Below are 16,844 nucleotides of genomic sequence, written 5' to 3'. Positions count from 1 at the left end.
AGATGGCGATCCTTATTCCGGAACAACCCAAAGAGTGCCCATATAGCGAGCGCATCGTATACGAGCGCCTTGGGCGCGACTTGGATAGCACTTGGGTAGTCATGCACTCGCTGGGACTGCACGGGCATGCGACTAAGATTTGGGGGGAAGCTGACATTGTCGTGCTCTCAACGAAGGGTTTCTTCGCGCTCGAAGTGAAGGGCGGGAAGGTATCCTGCACGGACGGCATCTGGTTGTTCGGCGACCCTGCTCGACAGTTCTATAGCAAGAAGGAAGACCCTTGGACGCAAGCGAAAGGAACAATGTTCGCAGTGCGAAATCGTCTGAGCGAGGCAGATACCAGATTTAATCATCTGCTGATGGGCTTCGGCGTAGTCATGCCCAACGAGCGATTTACCACAACTGGCGCCGAAATCGAGCAAGCCGTGTTGCTCGACAAACGTGAGTTCGATAAGAGCTTGGGTTTCTATATTGGGAGGCTCGAACGGCACTGGTCTCAAGTGTACGAAAGCAGGCATGGACGAAAGCCACGACTACCTACCAAGGAAGACATTGACCTAGCACGACGCATATTGCGTCCGGATGTCGAATCGTCATTCAGCCTAGGGAGCTACCTGACAGGTATTGATGCCGAGCTCCTAGGGCTAACAAATGATCAGATACGAGTATCGCGCCGAATGGCAGCCAACCCACGAACTATCGTCCGGGGCCAGGCTGGTACTGGCAAAACGGTGATCGCGATGGAAAGGGCGCGACAGCTGGCAGCGCAGGGCAAACGAGTGTTGGTTTTGTGCTTCAACAATTTGCTGGCGAAGCATCTGCGTCTGACACTGGAAGGAGACCCAATCAGAGCGCGCATCGATATCCAGCATGTGCATGCCCTATATCGGGAGGTCATTGGGCGCGCCGGTCTTGAAAATAGACTTTCTGACGCAACGGATGAGCACCATTTGTTCGCCGAAGTCTTTCCGCTTGTGTTCCTAGAGGCTGCCATCGAGTGTGACCTTGCGGCTTGGGATGCGCTCATTGTCGATGAAGCGCAGGACCTTTTAACCCCTCAAAATCTAGACGCATTCGACTACATCCTGGGTGGGCCAGGCCTAAACAGAGGCAGTTGGCACATCTTTTTCGATCGCATGCAGAATATATATGGGAGCGAGATCCAAGAATTGGTGGAACGGCGGCTTTCGGAAGCACAGCCCGCGTACGACGATCTGTTCGAAAATTGCCGGAACACCCGGCAGGTGGCAGTCCAGGGATCGATTGTTTCCGGGATTGACCTGGCGCTGATCGGTGCACCGGAAGGTCCCGAGTGTGCGAATGTTTATTATCGTGATCATCCAGATCTGATTTCACGGCTAAACGATCTGGTTGCCCAACTACACAACCAGGACGTGTTGCCGAGCGACATTGCGATCCTGTCGACCAGGCGAAGAGAAAACTCTTCCGTTTCCGCCCTAACGGAGATCGGAGGAGTGCCATTGGTAGATGCAGCCGAGTCGTTACCCGGAGATATGGTGTTCTCCACGATGCATGCGTTCAAGGGTCTCGAGCGTCGCGTCGTCATCGCGATCGATATGGCCGATATCGGGCAGGAGTTTTGTTCGATGCTGCACTACGCAGGCCTCTCACGTGCCAGAACCTTGCTCCACGTGTTTCTCCCCGAGGCTGCCAAGGGAATCTACGCAAAACAGGCTGCCGCCTATGCACAGCGAATAATTGACAACGTGCACTCCTAATGGCATGGCTCGGTGCATGACGCAGCGGGAGGCCGCCGATTGTTCCTCGCACTGGTGCCACCGCGGAAAAGTAACTCTGCTCTGGCTCCAAGCGGCTTGAGCGATAAAGCGTCTGCTGAAGCCGGCTCGGAACTGGAGTTTCTGCCCGCCCCTCCAATGTCGGCGTTCTCCAGTTACTTGGAGCAGCTCGCCGGTCGAGCTGACGTGAATTATCCTGCAAGCCAGCCCACCAATCTTTCGCAAATTTCCGGGTACTCGAGATCCCATTTCTTCATGTAAATGTGCACCGCGCGATGACAGTTCGGGCAGAGCAGAGCGAGATCCTCGAACCTTACGGCGTGCTCCGAGGAATAGGTTGATATGGGCATTTTGTGGTGCGCCTCTATACACTCGACGCCATAGCGCGCCGAGAAGCGTTGACGGCAGATTTCGCACTCCGAGGTGAAGCGACCCTTCAGCGCCCTGACGACTTCTCTGTTCCGTTCTGCCATGAGGTGCGTTACATACCTTAGGCCACCCTCCCGGTAGTCGGCCCCCTCTTCCGAAAGGCTCGTGTCCGATTCAACGATCATGCGATTCCTGACAAGTACTACGAATCGATCGTCAATGGCCGAAACGTCGAACGCCCCTTCGTATGACCAGGAGCTCCCAGCCTCCGTAAAAAGAAGGATCGGATATCGGTACACGGGCTGATGGATCAGAACGGCGTTCGCCTTCTCGGCATGTGAAATGACGCCATCGCGGGCCTTGAATGAATAGTGGTAGGCGGTCTTCTCATTGTCCGACCATCCATCGTCCGCGTATGCCCCCGGTCGCGTCTTCAGGATGACGGCTCGACATGCCGGCAGGGCCCCAACCCAGTTGATTCCCTGTTGCGGCGTGTTCCCGATTTTCAGGTCCTCGCCACTCCAGAAGCTGGAGCCCGCCACCTTCGAATGCTGAATGAGGTCGAAGAGATTGCGCTTCGATACGCAATCTCCAGGGGCCAGTCGAAACAGGTCCAGCGTTCCTTTTAGTTCCATTCTCACCTCTCCTCTCGCCCCACAGCTCAATCTCGGTGCAGGCCGGCAGGCCCACCGTTATTGGTCCGACCTATGTTCAGGCACCGAGGATCTCCGGTATGCCCTGCTGCAGGGGCGAGTAGTCGGCATCCCTCGTTCTGGTCCAGCACTCGGGCTTCTTGGCCCACTCCGAGATCATCCTGCCGCCGGACCCGCGATGCAGCGCCTCGTTGACCTCGACCGCCCAGTCGGCAATCTGCCGCTGGAGCTGAGGCGATATCGCTTGCTCCTGCCAGACACGCCGAAAGTCGAAGCGGTCTTCGGCCTTCATGGCGAGTATCGAGACCGTATAGGCGGTGATGTTCGCCTGGAACGCCGGAAAAAGCGGACGAATCGTCTTGTGGGCGGCCTTGAACAGAATCGCCTTGGCAATCATCCGCTTGAAGTCGTCCTGATCCGGAACCACGTTCTCGCCGGCCAGCTCCCGGTCGGCAAGCGAATCCATGAAAGCCTGAAAGTTTTTCTGGCTTCCAAGGCTTACCACATGGGGTTTCTGTTCCCAGGCGAACAGATACTTGGCCAGGTCCGGCTTTGTGAGGCGACGATAGGGCGGAATGGCGGCCTGGAGCTTCCGGCGCTGTGCCGGCGTCGCCGCCTCCTTCTCCAGCATGACCTTGTAGCTGCCCGCAGATCGCTCATAGAACCATCGCCCAACGCCGTCCGGGCAGTAGGTCCGCATGGAGATTCGCTCGAGTTCCCGGTGGAACGGCTTGTTCGCGGACAGATCGGACTGTCTTACGACGTTCTGGCTGTTGGCATATCGGGAGATGTTCGCAATCAGCTCCTCGTCATCGGCCTGCCCGTCACGCAGCACGATGATCTTGGCGGGAACGCGGACATTGCTCAGGTCGATATCGGCGTTCTTCTTTTTCGCAAAGTAGATGGATGCGGTGGTCTGGCCTCCGTTGACGATCTGCATGCCCTGCAGCCAGAGAATCCCAACGGATCCGTCGGACGCGCGATCCAGCTGAGCGGCGTCCGCCACGACAACGATCCCGTTGTTGTAGGCCATGAACCGATCAGGATAATCCCGCAGGGTATCCCGAATCCCCTTGTTGACGCCCTTGCTGCTCACGCCCAGAAAAGAACGAACGTTGGCCTCGAGTATTCGGGGGCCGAACCTGTCGTACAGATGACGCAATGCCTCGCCCGGTATGGCCGTCAGCGCATAGTCGTATTCGTCCCCTTCCCCGCCGGGCACCCAGACGCTGGGCAGGGCCGTCCCGCACAGATCGCGGAAGTTCACCACGAGTTCATCGCGCGCCCGGCCCTGCTGCCAGTGGTTGTACAGCCGCTGCAGGTCCATGATTTCCAGCCGGACCTGTTTTCCCTCGACAGCCTGAGGCGCATAGGCTCTCGTCTTCGCAAGCGCATCGGTGATGACGAAGATCCGAATGTCGTCCAGTGACTCGAATATCCGTTCAACCTCGACCACAAGCGGATAGACGTCGTTGGTCTCGTCCAGCTCCCGCGACAGCTTTCCCGAGGCCGAGAACTTCAGAAACTGCAGTCCAAGCCTGGCAGCCCTCCCGACCTCCGCATCAGGGATCTGCTCAAGCGTTTCGGCTCCGCGGTAGAGGCTTACAAACAGATCCAGTCTGTCCGGGTTGCCCCGTTCATCCGTCGTATCGGAAACCGCGTAACCGCTGACCTTTACCTTGCTGTTGCCGATTTTTGCCTCGTAGTGGCACGACGTGGGCTCGAACGTAATGCCCTGGTCGGCCATGTGGGTCATGATGTGAGAGGAAAACACGGCTTCCGCAGGAACGGGAGCCTCGCCGGGAACGAGTTCCTTTGCGACCTCGTCCCGTATGGAGGCCTGCGTGTCGAGAAGAAAGTCCAGAAGTTCCATCAGACAGCTCCAAGTTGGGCCAGCACCGCCGCAAGGTTGTCCTTGCCGGCCGGGACGAGACCGAGGTCGAGATCGTAGCTTGCGCGTCGCACGGCAGGCGGCACGTTGCAGGGCGTCAGGCGGGGAAACTCGCCGTTCACGAGATGAAGTCGAACCTCGATGACGGAGAAGCGTCGGGTATAGCCTTCGGCATGCATGTCCAGATAACCGACATGGTCCAGCGCCCGCTCGAACAACCTCAGCGCTGTCGGGTCGGGATCCAGGCGGTTGCGCAACTGCATCACAAGCTCGGGCAGCGAGGCACCAGCGTCATCCTGAGCGAACCGCAACGCACACAGATGCAGCGGGGAACACTGGGCATCGTCAAGCTGATCCAGTGATGCGATGCGGATTGGGAACCCCTCGGCGGCCAGGGTGGACTTGACTTCGATGGCCCCGCTTCCAAGCCGGAAGTCGTGCAGTCCGTCCAGAGGGCCCTTCCAGCCATCCACGGCCGTGAAGAGCGGCATTCCCTCGTCAAGAAGATCCCGCAACACATGGATTTCCCCGACCAGTCCCAGCTCGGCTTCGGCACCCAGCCCCTCGGTCCCCCTGCGCATGAACTCCTGCCAGCCGCGCACACGCCCGAGCAGCCGCTGATACACGACCTCCTCGGGAAGGCTTGCGAGAGAAAGGACCAGTCCACAGATGTCGGCCGCGACCGCCGCGAAAAGCTCGAGACTTCCGGCGGGCTGCCGAACAACCGAAAGCCATTGATGCGTCCCTCCCGCCTCGCCCAGTGTCGCCCGCTCCATGCGAAAGCCGCGGCCTTGGGGAAGCTGAGCATTCGGGGCAACTCTGGTCTTCGAGAAGCCAACGAGAACGGCCTCCTCGTTGCCGGGCGAATGCCGGGCGGCCCTGACGCGGAAGCTGCCGGTACCGAGAAGCTCGATCGAATGCCACCCCGGCGTCGACCGGTTGCCCGACAGTGCTCGCCAGACCGCCTCGATCTCCCTGCTAGTCGCTGCCGCCATACTGCTGCTCCCAAAGAAGGTTGGTGACGACATAGGGCACTGACTTGCCCTTGCTGCTGGAAGGGAAGCTGATGGCGAACGCAACCACCGGCTGGTCGAGGTTCGCAATTCCGGAGTCTTTTGGATCCAGCAGCGAGATCAGGAGCAGCCCGCGTTCGGGATGTGGCGGAATGCCTTCGCCACCGAGCCCCCTGATGCGCCTTAGATACGGCCCACTCGGGCTATCCGGCAGCGTTCGTCCCCTCGACCGTCCCGGATCGGGCTTCCAGTTTTTTCGAGTCAGCTCGAGCGCTGCCAACCAGCTTGCCTCATCCAGATCCAGTGCCTCGTCCTTTGGCGACAGCAGACGCCCGATCGAATATTTCTCCGGTTCGGACGCATTGTTCTGTCGCTTCATCCTCCTCACCTCCTGCCCTCCGACGACTTCGATCCTCTCCACGCCGCCGCCGACAACCGCTACCGTCCACTCGGTGAGCTCGCCGGCACGGCTCATTTCATCGACGAAGTCGGCCAGCAGATCGCTTCGTACCTTCCGGGAGTCCGGATGGGTCTCGTAGGAACGGAGGAACTCTATTACCGGCTGCGCGGATGCGCCGCGCCAGCAGGCACCGCTCCAGCTGTCGGTCCTGCCGTCCCGGTCCTGGTCGGGAATTGCCCCTGCCGCCCCGAGGGTGGCCTCGAGCGTCCGGAACGCTGCCAGATTGCGCTCCACCTTCTCGCGATCCGTGAAGAAGGCCACCGTTTCCACCACCTCGCCGCTGAACGAAAGGTATAGCGTCCTGGCCGTGCGCATCTTCAGCGGAGACGTCACCATCAGCACCGGATGCGACTTGACCTTCAGCCCGTAGTCGCGGGGCGTCAGTCCACTTTCGATCATGTAGTCGAACTCGGCCCTGAGTTCCTCGGCTGCATCCGCGATGTGCTCGAACCACTCCACCAGATCGTCCGTGGTGTACAGCCGGCACAGGTCCAGATAGCCGGGCCGATAGCCAAACCAGCGGCCCATCTGCATCAGCGTGTCGTACATCTTCGATGCGCGAAGGAAGTAGCTCACGCAGAGCCCCTCCAGGGTAAGCCCCCGTGCCAGCTTGTCGCCGCCGATGGCTATTACCTTCAGCCCCGTAGGGCTGTCCGCATAGTCGAGCGCATCCTTGGCAGTTCCGTTGATCATCCGGACATCGATCTGCTCGAGCACATCGGCCAGGATTGCCTCGATCGCAGTCCAGTCGTCCGCCGAGTAGTGAGTGTCCAGACCGCTCTGCGCTGCGATGGCGGCAGTAGTGGAAACGAAATCCCTGTTCCAGAGGTCGCGAAGGGCGCTCAGGCACTTCTCATGGTCGATCCGACGCCTCAGCCGCTGCCTGAGATGCAGTACATAGTCGCCCACCTGCCTGTGGACGTGCTGCTGAACCAGGTTGAAGCGCGTGACGTGGATGAGCATCGAGCTGTGCTCGCCGCCCTGCCCTCGAAGCTGTCGAATGGCGCACGAGAGGATAAAGGCGTTGATGGCTTCCTGCAGCGAATCGGGTATCCGGTCGCAACCGTCAATCGCGGGTACATACGTGCTCTTGTGGCTCACCGGCATCCATCCGAATTTTCCGTCCCTTGAGCACTGGTCGCTTACGCACCGAACGAGATCGAGTGCACCGGAACGGCCATCTTCGCTGGCCAGCCCGAAGACGCGGGACGGTCCCACATAGTTCGAGGGCGCAGCGAGATTGGTAATGAAAGCCGCCGGAAACAGATCGGGGCCTTCCTTCACCGTCTCGCCATGCTCATGGATGTAGATGTTTGCGAACGGCGTAGCCGTGTAGCCGACGTAGGCCTTGCGGGAAAAGGAATGAAGTATCTGGCGTATGAGACTGTTGATGGCGGTCGGCTGGTGATCCAGATCCGGAGCCCCGTTCTCGTCGACCACATTTTCGCCCGTATCAACCGATGCGTGGTCCGCCTCGTCGTCGACTACCAGAAGCGGAAGGTGGGTAACGAGCGGCCGGCCGGTTTCGGGGTCCGTGCTCTCGGCCACGTGCCTGTGAATCCACGCCAGCAGCCGGGTCAGGACCGTCTTGTTCTTCTTGACGACGAACAGCCACGGCTTCTGCTCGGGAGACACGCCGAGATTCCTCACGAACCTGGTGTTGAAATCGCCCGTTTCGGAGCGGTTGGTCACGTATTGTGGGCGGAGTGCAGCTGACGAATCGATCTTTCCGACCCCAATGGCGACATTGCCGGCCCCCTCCACCGGACTGCTCTCGTACCCGAGAAAGCCCTCGTCCAGCCGCATCTGCGTCTGGGCCCTCAGGTTGTTGTGCAGACCTGCAAGAACGATGATGATCTTGTAGCCGGCATCGGCAGCCTTGCAGATGAGACCGGTATAGCTGCCGGTCTTGCCCGACTGGACGTGACCAACCACCATGCCCCTGCGATCCCAGTGGCCGTCACGGCGCGGGTCTTCCAGTTTCGAAAGAATGCTGTCGGTGCTCCGATCGAGCTTCTCGGCAATCTCCCAGGACAGCTTCTGCTCCTGCCACTCCCGGTACCGTCGCCAGTAGCGCCAGTCGGCCTTTCGCTCGGGGGTCAGCCACGGAATGTGACCGGCCGTATCGACAAGCGAGGAATCGTCCCCGACCCAGATGCTGAACCGTCGGATCAGCTCCTCGGTCACCGCCGCGCGGTCAAGGCCGGCCCCCCATTGGGGCATCAGCGCCAGGACCATGTCGATCTTCCCGGAAATCAGTGTCGGGGTGATCGCCGACTTGTCCGCCTCCCCGGCAAGCATTTCCTGGACGAACTTCACCACGCTCCATTTGTTGTCGTCGGACATTGCGTACTACTCCTTCAGACTGTCTGGCAGCCCATCGATCAGTGCGGGGAAGGCATGGAACGGCTCGGTCGACCTCAGCAGCTCGCGGGCCGCTGCCGGGGAGTACCCCTTTCGCTCGATCATGTTGCGGTACATGATCAGCAGCACCTCGCGCGCTTCGTCGGGCGGACTCTGGTCGAAGCCCGTACGGGGGGTGTCGCGGTTTTCGGCCGTGTCGATCCAGATTCGCTGTACCGGCACGGACTCCTCGATCACGCGCAGCATGGCACGAACCATCGGAAGAAGCGGCCCCGCCTCGTCGAGTACGGCCCTGACGGCCGGATGCTCCGGATCGATCCGATAGCGCATTCCGCCCGCCAGCCTTTCGACCTTCCAGGCCTCCACCACCTGCCTGTTGCCGATCAGCGTCGGCCGCCCCCGATGTGCAAACGCCCTGCGCGCTCGAGAGCGGGTCGCCTCTGCCAGACCGGTCAGCCACTGGCGCAGATACACCGGCGGCCTCGCCGTCGACTTGCGAATGTCGATCTTCCAGTCCGCGTCTGCCGAATTCGGAATGTCCAGACGTATTCTGGCGAGCCGATGGGCCTCATCCTTGGTCCAGGCGCGACCGGTACCAAGTCCCAGCCAGCTGCCCGCGACCAGAAGCCGCTCATTGCGATAGACGTAGAAGCCCTGCTGCGCGGTCCACCCTTCCGGACCGGCAAGACGCTCGAAGGCCTCCGGCGCAAGCATGTCCTTGTGCGGCAGCACATGGCATTCCGCCTCAATGCCGCTAAGACTCGGATGCCTGAAAACCGGGGGGTTGTACGGTTTCCCGGGATGGTCGGTCATGAACGGATCCCATGGCTTGACGGGAGCCCCGTTCAGAAGGATCTTCAGCCTCGGTCGACTTCCCTCCAGGAAACGGTGAAACACCATGCCGAGATGCTGTTCGACCCGATCCGCAAGGTCGAGAAAATCCTGCACGGTCGTTCCGGGCGTGACTATCCGATCCAGATCTTCCCATAGCACCAGCGTTCCGCTCGTAACGCCGGAAAGACTCTCCAGAAAGCCTTCCGAACCCGGGTGGGGACCTTCGAGCAGATGCCAGCCGTCATCGGTACTGCTTGCCAGGTAATCCAGATCCCAGCGAAGCGACTGGAGTCCGTCGGCCCCCATCGTCGCAACCGTCAGGCGTCGGCACTGGGAAAACGATGCGGTCTTGAGACCCAGGCCGAAGCGGCCGAGATCGCTCTCCGCCCTTTCCTCGAGCGGACTGCGCTCACCCAGTCTCATTGCGCGATCCAGCTGGGCGGCGGACATTCCCGAGCCGCTGTCGAGGCACAGGATGCGGCTATCCCGCTCGGCCCAGACGAAATCGATTCGAACTTCCGTCGCGCCGGCGGCAATGCTGTTGTCGATGATGTCGGCGAGCGCGGTCTGGGTGTTGTAACCGAGGCCGCGCAACGCCTCGATCATCGCGCTAGCCCTGGGCGGCGCACTTCGACTCTTGAAGGTGGAATGCAAGGCTGGACTCCCTGTCTGCATGTGATTCGGCGCCGATCGCGCGCGCCTTCCCGGCACCGATGATGCGTGCGACCACGTCGGCTATCTGGTGCGCCAGAAGCGGCGGCACCGCATTGCCTACCTGATGAAACTGCTGCGTGCGGTTCCCGAGGAAGAAGTAGTTGTCCGGAAACGTCTGAAGCCTGGCGGCCTCGCGAACCGTGAGGCTTCTGCACTGCCGGGGATCGTAATGGATGAAGTAGTGACCGTCCTTTGCGATGTGGCTGGTAATCGTGGTCGACGGATAACCCTTTCGCTGAACACGGAAACGGTCGCTGAACTTTCCACTTTTCCAGTTCTTGTGATCGGGCTCGAGACCGGGAAGGTCGAAGTCGCGATGGCCCTTGGGCGAATACTGGTAGGTTTCGGCAAACGCCGCCGCGTAGACATAACGCCGCAGGTCCGAACTCATGTGGCCCCGGGCCTCGTGATTCAGCCAGTAGCGCAACCGCTCGTCTCCCAGCCACCCGTCGAGCCGGGTTCCGGTAACGCCGTCACAATCCCCCCGCTTGAGAACGCGAAGCGCACCGCTGGACATCGAGTTCGAGGAGTAGGTGTCTGCAAGTATGCCGAGCATCGATGCGAGCCTTACCCGCTCGGGCATCTCGGAAACCCGCAATCGACATTCGCGATGCAGCTCGCGGAGATGGTCCCGGATCACCGCAGCCCAGGCGTCCGGCGAGTCCTTCAGACGCGTCAGCGTGCTTCTGAGTGGCGGGAGCCGTCCGATTACCTGTTCGATTGACGGACCGGCCGCCGGCTCGAGCTGATGGTCGCCGAGCGCGCCGACGTACTCCTCGGAAACGCCAAGCAGGATCACCCGATGTCGCGCCTGCGGAACGCCGTAGTCCTCTGCCCGAATGATGAAGTTCTCCGGCTCGATGCTGTCGGCATCGGCACCATTCTCGTACACGTAGTCCGCTACCAGCGAACAGATCCGGTACTTGGGCCCGCTGGTGCTCAATCCCAGCGCGGCTTCCGGATCCGACAGGTCCTTGAGGATCTTGGGGAAGATCCGCTCTCCCGCCACGCGGGACGAGAGAATGCCTTTCACGTTCTCCATTACGAAGACCGCCGGTCGCTTGCTCTGAATGATCCGGAGATACTCAAGGTACAGGAAATGGCGCCGGTCATCCTCTGCCCGGTAGTCGAGCTTGCCGCGGTTTCTTGCGCGGCCGACAATCGAGTAGGCCTGACACGGCGGGCCCCCGATCAGAACCCAGGGCTTGGTTTCATCCAGTCTCGACTCCAGCATCCTGTCGAGCCTGGCATTGCCCTCCTCCGTTCCGAGCTCTAGCTGCTGGGCCTCATGATCCGCCTGCATCCAGGCATCGCGCGATCTCGCCGTATGGGGCTGACTCGCGTTTGCGGTTTCGCAGAAGTCGTAATAGTCGTCCAGAGCCTCCGGCTTGTCGCGCCTGAGCAGACGGTAGAATGCCCGCAGACGCAGCGTCGACCGGGCGGAGGCCTCCATCTCGGCGGAAACCCTGATCTCGAAGGTTTCACCGCTGCCATGCGAAGAAAAGCCTTCCCCGAGACCGCCGGGGCCGGCAAAGAGATCTACAACCTGAATGGGTGGAGTACGACTCATGAAACCACGCTGTATCGAAATGGGGCGAAATGGACATAGTTGATCCCGCCCGCAGGTCGCGCATGATGGCGACCATACGGGGGAAGGACACGAAGCCCGAAATGCTGGTGCGCAGGTTTCTGCATGCCCATGGATTCCGCTTCCGGCTTCATCGCGCGGACCTTCCCGGAAATCCGGACATTGTACTGCCTCGGCTGAGAACCTGTATATTTGTACACGGCTGCTTCTGGCACCGGCATGCGGGGTGTCGATACGCAGTCCTTCCGAAGACCCGCCCCGAGTTCTGGGCGTCCAAACTCGAAGGCAACGCGGCGAGGGACCGACACGCCGTTGCGGCGCTGCGCGGGGCCGGCTGGAGGGTAATCGTCGTTTGGGAGTGCGACCTGCGGAAACCCGAGACCGCGCTGCCCGAACTGCTGCAGGCGCTGAAGGCCGCATCCCCGAACGAATGACGCATGTTCATTCCGGCACATGTCATGAGGGCGCTCCGTCCAGTGCGTCGAGCACATCGCTGGTCCATGGGTGACACTCCCATCCGCCGGCGGAGCCCCTTTTTACGTAGTGGCCGAGACTGCCGGCCAGGAGACGGTTGATTTCCGCGAGCGGGTGGCCAAGCACCTGCTGTGCATGGGACGCATGGTCCCCGGGGTTGTCCGAAAAGTACCTCAGCAGATCCAGCGCCACCGGGCCGAGCCTCGCGGTTCTCTCCAAGAGTCTTCTTTCGCTTTCCGATCCGCTCTCGGCCGCCGGTGTGTCGGACGGTTCCTGCGGCCATGACGCGTCGCCCGTATCGTCGAAGCCCGGTATGGCCTCTCCCGACTCGAGCGCGATGTGGCGGCCGATGTCCGCCTGCATCTGCTGCGCAGCCCGTCTGAGTGCCGTGTCGTCAACCTCCGGTTTCACCGGGTCCTCGGCCGCCGCCCATAGCCAGTCGGAATCCTCCGGCGGAGCTTCCGCAGCCGCGTCCGGGATGGAAGCTGCCGAAGGGACCGCAGGCTTCTCGGGCCTGCCGGTACGCTCCATGAAAAGCAGCTGAAGCTGGAGAAGCCTGCGCAGGCGCGTCGAGTCGTGCTTCTCGCTTAGAAAGTCGACCAGCAGCTCCCGCGCCTGCCGTTCGAGGCGCAACGATGCCAGGGAGCAGATTGCCTGCACGACGCCCCGGGGCAGGGATGCCCTGAAGCGCGTTTCCAGCAGAGCGTTGCAGTGTTCGATCCGCTCGGGAAGCGGCTGCGGCAGAAGACGCTCCACAAGCTGCGCCCATTCGTGCCGGTGCGCATCATGCCCGGAATGACCCTCGTCCAAATCGATGCAGCCGTCCACGACCGGCCACAGGCGCTCCCGATAGGAAACGACCGGACTACCCGATTCCATTCGTACGGAGCTGGCAATGCGATCGATCACCCTGCCCCGCGACATCACCTTGACCGTCAATCCCATTGCCCTGCCACTTCTAATACCCGGACCAACACTTTCAAGAATGGCATTTTGACATATCCCAGCACAGGGGACGCGCGCTCCGGCCTTTCATGGCCGACACGCCGATAAACGGAGGCCGCAGGGCCTATCTGGCAACCGCCTCGGTACGAAATGCCGATGCCCTACCGGCGAGACGCTCCGCATGTGCTCGCCAGGGTGCCGGGTCGCCCGCACGAGAATACCCGAACCGGATAGGCTTGCGCTCAACCTCCTCGGGACTGGTTCTGAGGCACTGCCTTGAATAGCGAGGCAGGCGATGGAGCTCCGACCTGAGGAGGCTGCCCGGACAGAGCAGCAGAACATTGCCGAAGCCGAATAGCTGGTATGCCAACACCTCGACCCGACCGTCCCGAGCAAGTCGCGTATGCCAGAGGAGACTGTCGAGGTCATCCAGTTCGATTCGCTGCGGGAGAACGAAACGGGCCGTGAACGTCTGCCGCAGTTCAAGCTTGCCCGCCGCTGCATGCGAAACGCTCGACGCCGCGCCGCGCGCGACCAGGAGAAATGCAAGAAACAGAAGCACCGTTACCGTAAAGCCGATGACAAGCCGCCTATACAGGCTGCCGCGCACGGTAAAAAAAACGAAGGCCGGCGCAAGGCTCAGGACCTGGGTGAAGAAGCTCAGCGTTGCCACAAAGCGAACCGCGTCGTTTGTATCCTCTCCGATGTAGGACGCAAGTATCAGTGAAATGGAAAAGGTCGCAGCCAGGACGGTACAGACCAGCAGCATTGCCACACAGGATAGAAAGCCGAGTTTTGCCCAGCTCCATTTCCGGCCCGCGGCCAGAGCCACGAGCAGTCTGAAGCGCGGCGACAGGGCATACGTGGCGACAAGACCCAGCACCGTAGCCGCGATGACAAACGCAACGGATCCCGACGCGCCCAGCCAGTCCGGGCAAAAGAAGACAAGCACCACGAATGCCAGCGAGCCGGCAACTACCGGAAGCAGCAGTCTCTGGGCCGCCTGACCGAGATGTCGGCGGCGTCTGCCAAGCATCGAAACGCACAAACCGTACAGCCAGCCGGTACTGGTCAGAATGAACAGATAGCCCGCCATGATCGGCAGCACGATGAACAGCCACGCAGCGAGCGAAGCCCCGGATTCGAGCGCCGGCAAAAACAGGTCAGGACGACCTATGACCTGCGTATAGAGGTAGAGGTTGAGTCCGCTGAGGGTCGTGGCGGCGAAGGCCAGGGTGACGGTGACCGGCGTCCAGTGATGGAGGACGCGCCTCAGGAACTGCGTGAAGACCGTGGAGAAAGAGGGGTTGATCAAGAACGACATGGGCGGGATTCGGCTTCCTTCAGAACTACTACGGTTTAACGGAGCGTGCCGACCGGTCATTCGGCTGGAGCGTTCGACTCGCGCAGATCGCTGCGCGGACCAGGCGGTGATACGGGTTTTGGGGAAAAGACCAGGGGCGACAGGCGCAGGGTGTCGATCACCGGGAGCTGGTGCAAGGCAAGCTCAGGGGCCTGCTGTTTGAGGATCGGCAGGTCATGGTCGATGTCGTTGTGGCCGAGCACGAAGCTTGCGCCCTGCCCCAGACTGTCCAGGGCGTCGAGAACGCCGGGCAGGTCCTTGTCGACCTTGCGTTCGAGTTCCTCGCCCGTATCGGGGCGCAGGGCACCGACCATGAAGATGCGGTCGGGTTGGTCGGCTTTGCCGGGGGCGACTTCCAGATCGAAGATCAGGCTTTTCGGTTGAGACGGTGAAGCCATCCGGACGGCGATCCTTGCAACAGACTACGGGGCTATCGGCACTGTAGCGGCAAACGCTCGGTGTAGGTAGGTGCGTGAAGTCGCGGTGGGGTGTGGGTGTGGGGGTTTCCGACGGGTGTCGATAACCCCCTAAGACTGGAACGGAGAGCGGAAGAGAAAGAGCAGAAGAGCAAAAGAGCAAAAGAGCAAAAGAGCAAAAGAGCAAAAGAGCAAAAGATTGGCGTCCCCCGGCTGGGCCGGGTCGCGCTGGCGTGCTGCACATCGAGCCGGCCGGTACCGTCTCGACCCAGGGGGCACTCATCGCTGACGCGGGGGGCTGTGATTATTGGCCGGCTTCGGCCAAATGCTGCCTCCGGCAGCTACCGACCAAAGCCTCCACAGAATTCCATCCAAATACTCATTGGCGCCTAGCCCACGGGGCAAACAGGGCGCGCAGCAGGCGGGATAAGAACTTGGGTACATCAATCTCGGCGATCAGCAGAGCTGAAAAGATGAGAGCTGCACCGGCCAGGGTTCTTCCATCCAAGGTTTCGCCAAGGAGCATCGCTCCCGCGAATGCTGCGAAGATGGGGGGACCGGCAAGCTTGGTTAGCCGCCTAGCAGCACCATCAAGCAGTTCACTGGTGTTACATTCTGAAAGGGGCCTCTCAATAAAAGGGGCTTGAGCACGTGATAAAGGAGTAGCCGTGGCGCGCCCCCTTCGCAAGATCAAACTTGATGGAACGTTGTATCACCGGCGTCCTGCCGTCGAAGCTGAAATTCAAGAGTTGACGTCCGTTAGCTCGTCCGAGCTTGAGCGCAGAGCGTCCATTTGCTCTCGCACCTCCCCCGGCTTTGTTTCACCGGAAGTGTTGGTGCACTTTGTGCGGACCGTAGGAGCCGGGATGCACCGCGAAAGGCTAACTGAGCTTCTACTCCAGCGTGTTTACCGTCTCCTGCCTCGTGCTGAGGAGGCAGCCTCACTTATCAAGACAAACATCCGAGATGATGTCGTCGACCATTTCGTTGACCTACTGCTCAGCGATCGAGCGTCCTATGACGACCGCTTGGATTACTACGAGATCAACTTTAACTCGGCCATCGCCAAAGACCGAAAGGATGCCAGTGATCGCCATTGGAAGCGTGATCGCCAGATGGAAGAGCTGGATACAGAGGAGGATGGTGCTTACAACGCCCAGGAGGAGGCAATTGGTGGCTACGATCCTTTTGATCCCAGCGAGCTCGATGAAAAAGTTTACCGGCTACGGCTCGACGAAGAGATTGATAGCCTGCCTGAACTCCAACGAAGAATCGTCGAAATGTGGCGCCAAGAGATTCCCATCGACTCGCAAGACCCCTCTGTCGTGACCATAAGCAAAGCACTGGGCAAGAGCGAGAAAACCATCCGTACACACCGCGACAAGGCCTTTGCGACTCTGCGACTGCGCCTTGAACGCAAGGGAAAACTGTGATGATTAAGCGTTCACCAATTTCTAGCGAAGACGTCATGAACGCTTTCGCGATGGATTTCGAGCCAGGGTCCGAGGTCCTCAAAAAGTATCTAGCCGACTATCCCCAGTTCGCTGCTGACCTAGTCGACCTCGCCAGAGAGCTTTCCCGGCAAGTCGACGAGGACCTTCCGCTCAGCGCGCAAGAGCTTGCTGCCGTGAGCGCTAAAATGGTCCGGCTTCGCGAATCTGCAGTCACAGTGGAAATCCTGCAGACCGCCTCGCCAAGGACCTTCGCTGCAGCAGCCAAAGCTCTTGGATTACCCATGCAGGTCGGAGTCGCCATTAGCGAGCGACGAATAGATGTTACGACGTTGCCAAGCCGGTTCCTCGAACGCTTAGCTAACGCGCTACAAACATCAGTCTCTGTTGTTCAGTCGTTTCTCCTCTTGCCTGCGCAGGCATCAGCGCTTCGTGCAAACAAGTCGGATGACAAGCCAGCCCCGGCCGAGAAAGTCCCGCTTGAACGCCTTTTAAGAGAGGCGGGAATGGATGAGGAACGCATTTCACGGCTGCTCCACGGCGATGACTGAC

12 protein-coding genes and 1 pseudogene are annotated in these 16,844 nt (G+C 60.5%); 4 read left to right on the top strand and 9 right to left on the bottom strand.

From position 1 onward, the window contains the following. Window positions 1-2 precede the first annotated feature (2 nt). Window positions 3-1,739 carry a nuclease-related domain-containing DEAD/DEAH box helicase gene (locus tag UIB01_RS09725; protein WP_038659485.1) on the top strand — a complete coding sequence of 579 codons (1,737 nt, stop codon included), beginning with the start codon at window positions 3-5 and terminating at the stop codon, window positions 1,737-1,739. Window positions 1,740-1,948: 209 nt separating this feature from the next. Here UIB01_RS09725 and UIB01_RS09720 read toward each other — a convergent pair whose 3' ends face one another. The 6 genes from UIB01_RS09720 to UIB01_RS09695 all read right to left on the bottom strand — a co-directional run bounded on the left by UIB01_RS09720 (window position 1,949) and on the right by UIB01_RS09695 (window position 11,625). Next, on the bottom strand, window positions 1,949-2,761 hold the full coding sequence (locus tag UIB01_RS09720) for an HNH endonuclease (RefSeq protein ID WP_038659481.1): 813 nt from the start codon (window positions 2,759-2,761) through the stop codon (window positions 1,949-1,951). Between the two features lie 76 nt (window positions 2,762-2,837). Then, window positions 2,838-4,652 carry an AIPR family protein gene (locus tag UIB01_RS09715; protein WP_038659478.1) on the bottom strand — a complete coding sequence of 605 codons (1,815 nt, stop codon included), beginning with the start codon at window positions 4,650-4,652 and terminating at the stop codon, window positions 2,838-2,840. Continuing rightward, window positions 4,652-5,665 carry a PD-(D/E)XK motif protein gene (locus UIB01_RS09710; RefSeq protein WP_038659475.1) on the bottom strand — a complete coding sequence of 338 codons (1,014 nt, stop codon included), beginning with the start codon at window positions 5,663-5,665 and terminating at the stop codon, window positions 4,652-4,654. Before UIB01_RS09710 ends, UIB01_RS09715 begins: the two co-directional genes overlap by 1 nt. Beyond that, on the bottom strand, window positions 5,649-8,489 hold the full coding sequence (locus tag UIB01_RS09705) for a Z1 domain-containing protein (RefSeq protein ID WP_038659473.1): 2,841 nt from the start codon (window positions 8,487-8,489) through the stop codon (window positions 5,649-5,651). The genes UIB01_RS09710 and UIB01_RS09705 overlap by 17 nt, the downstream gene beginning before the upstream one ends. Before the next feature lie 6 nt (window positions 8,490-8,495). Then, on the bottom strand, window positions 8,496-9,947 hold the full coding sequence (locus UIB01_RS09700) for an ATP-binding protein (protein WP_038659470.1): 1,452 nt from the start codon (window positions 9,945-9,947) through the stop codon (window positions 8,496-8,498). Between the two features lie 4 nt (window positions 9,948-9,951). After that, window positions 9,952-11,625, bottom strand: coding sequence for a DNA cytosine methyltransferase (locus UIB01_RS09695; protein ID WP_038659467.1), 1,674 nt, complete (start codon window positions 11,623-11,625; stop codon window positions 9,952-9,954). Between the two features lie 29 nt (window positions 11,626-11,654). Between UIB01_RS09695 and UIB01_RS09690 the strand changes: the two genes are divergently transcribed. Then, window positions 11,655-12,077, top strand: coding sequence for a very short patch repair endonuclease (locus UIB01_RS09690; RefSeq protein WP_038659464.1), 423 nt, complete (start codon window positions 11,655-11,657; stop codon window positions 12,075-12,077). Between the two features lie 22 nt (window positions 12,078-12,099). On the opposite strand, the gene UIB01_RS09685 is transcribed toward UIB01_RS09690, so the two are convergent. The 3 genes and pseudogenes from UIB01_RS09685 to UIB01_RS09675 form a co-directional block, all read right to left on the bottom strand. Continuing rightward, window positions 12,100-13,062, bottom strand: a complete 963-nt coding sequence (locus UIB01_RS09685) for a hypothetical protein (protein WP_038659461.1) — start codon at window positions 13,060-13,062, stop codon at window positions 12,100-12,102. Between the two features lie 124 nt (window positions 13,063-13,186). Further along, entirely contained in the window at window positions 13,187-14,386 is a 1,200-nt protein-coding gene (locus UIB01_RS09680; RefSeq protein ID WP_038659458.1) for a hypothetical protein, read from the bottom strand. Window positions 14,387-14,480: 94 nt separating this feature from the next. Continuing rightward, window positions 14,481-14,823, bottom strand: a pseudogene (locus UIB01_RS09675) (3'-5' exonuclease family protein); the annotation flags it as partial. A 686-nt stretch (window positions 14,824-15,509) separates the two neighbouring features. On the opposite strand from UIB01_RS09675, the gene UIB01_RS09670 reads away from it, so the two are divergent. Then, complete coding sequence (locus UIB01_RS09670; RefSeq protein WP_038659452.1) at window positions 15,510-16,274, top strand: RNA polymerase sigma factor; 765 nt, start codon at window positions 15,510-15,512, stop codon at window positions 16,272-16,274. Then, window positions 16,274-16,843 (top strand): hypothetical protein, encoded by a 570-nt coding sequence (locus tag UIB01_RS09665; protein WP_038659450.1) that lies wholly within the window; start codon window positions 16,274-16,276, stop codon window positions 16,841-16,843. The genes UIB01_RS09670 and UIB01_RS09665 overlap by 1 nt, the downstream gene beginning before the upstream one ends. The last annotated feature ends 1 nt before the right edge of the window (window position 16,844 follow it).

This window comes from Stutzerimonas decontaminans (genome assembly GCF_000661915.1).
In the GTDB taxonomy this organism is placed as follows: Bacteria; Pseudomonadota; Gammaproteobacteria; order Pseudomonadales; family Pseudomonadaceae; genus Stutzerimonas; species Stutzerimonas decontaminans.
This window is presented reverse-complemented; position numbering and strand designations above follow the sequence as displayed.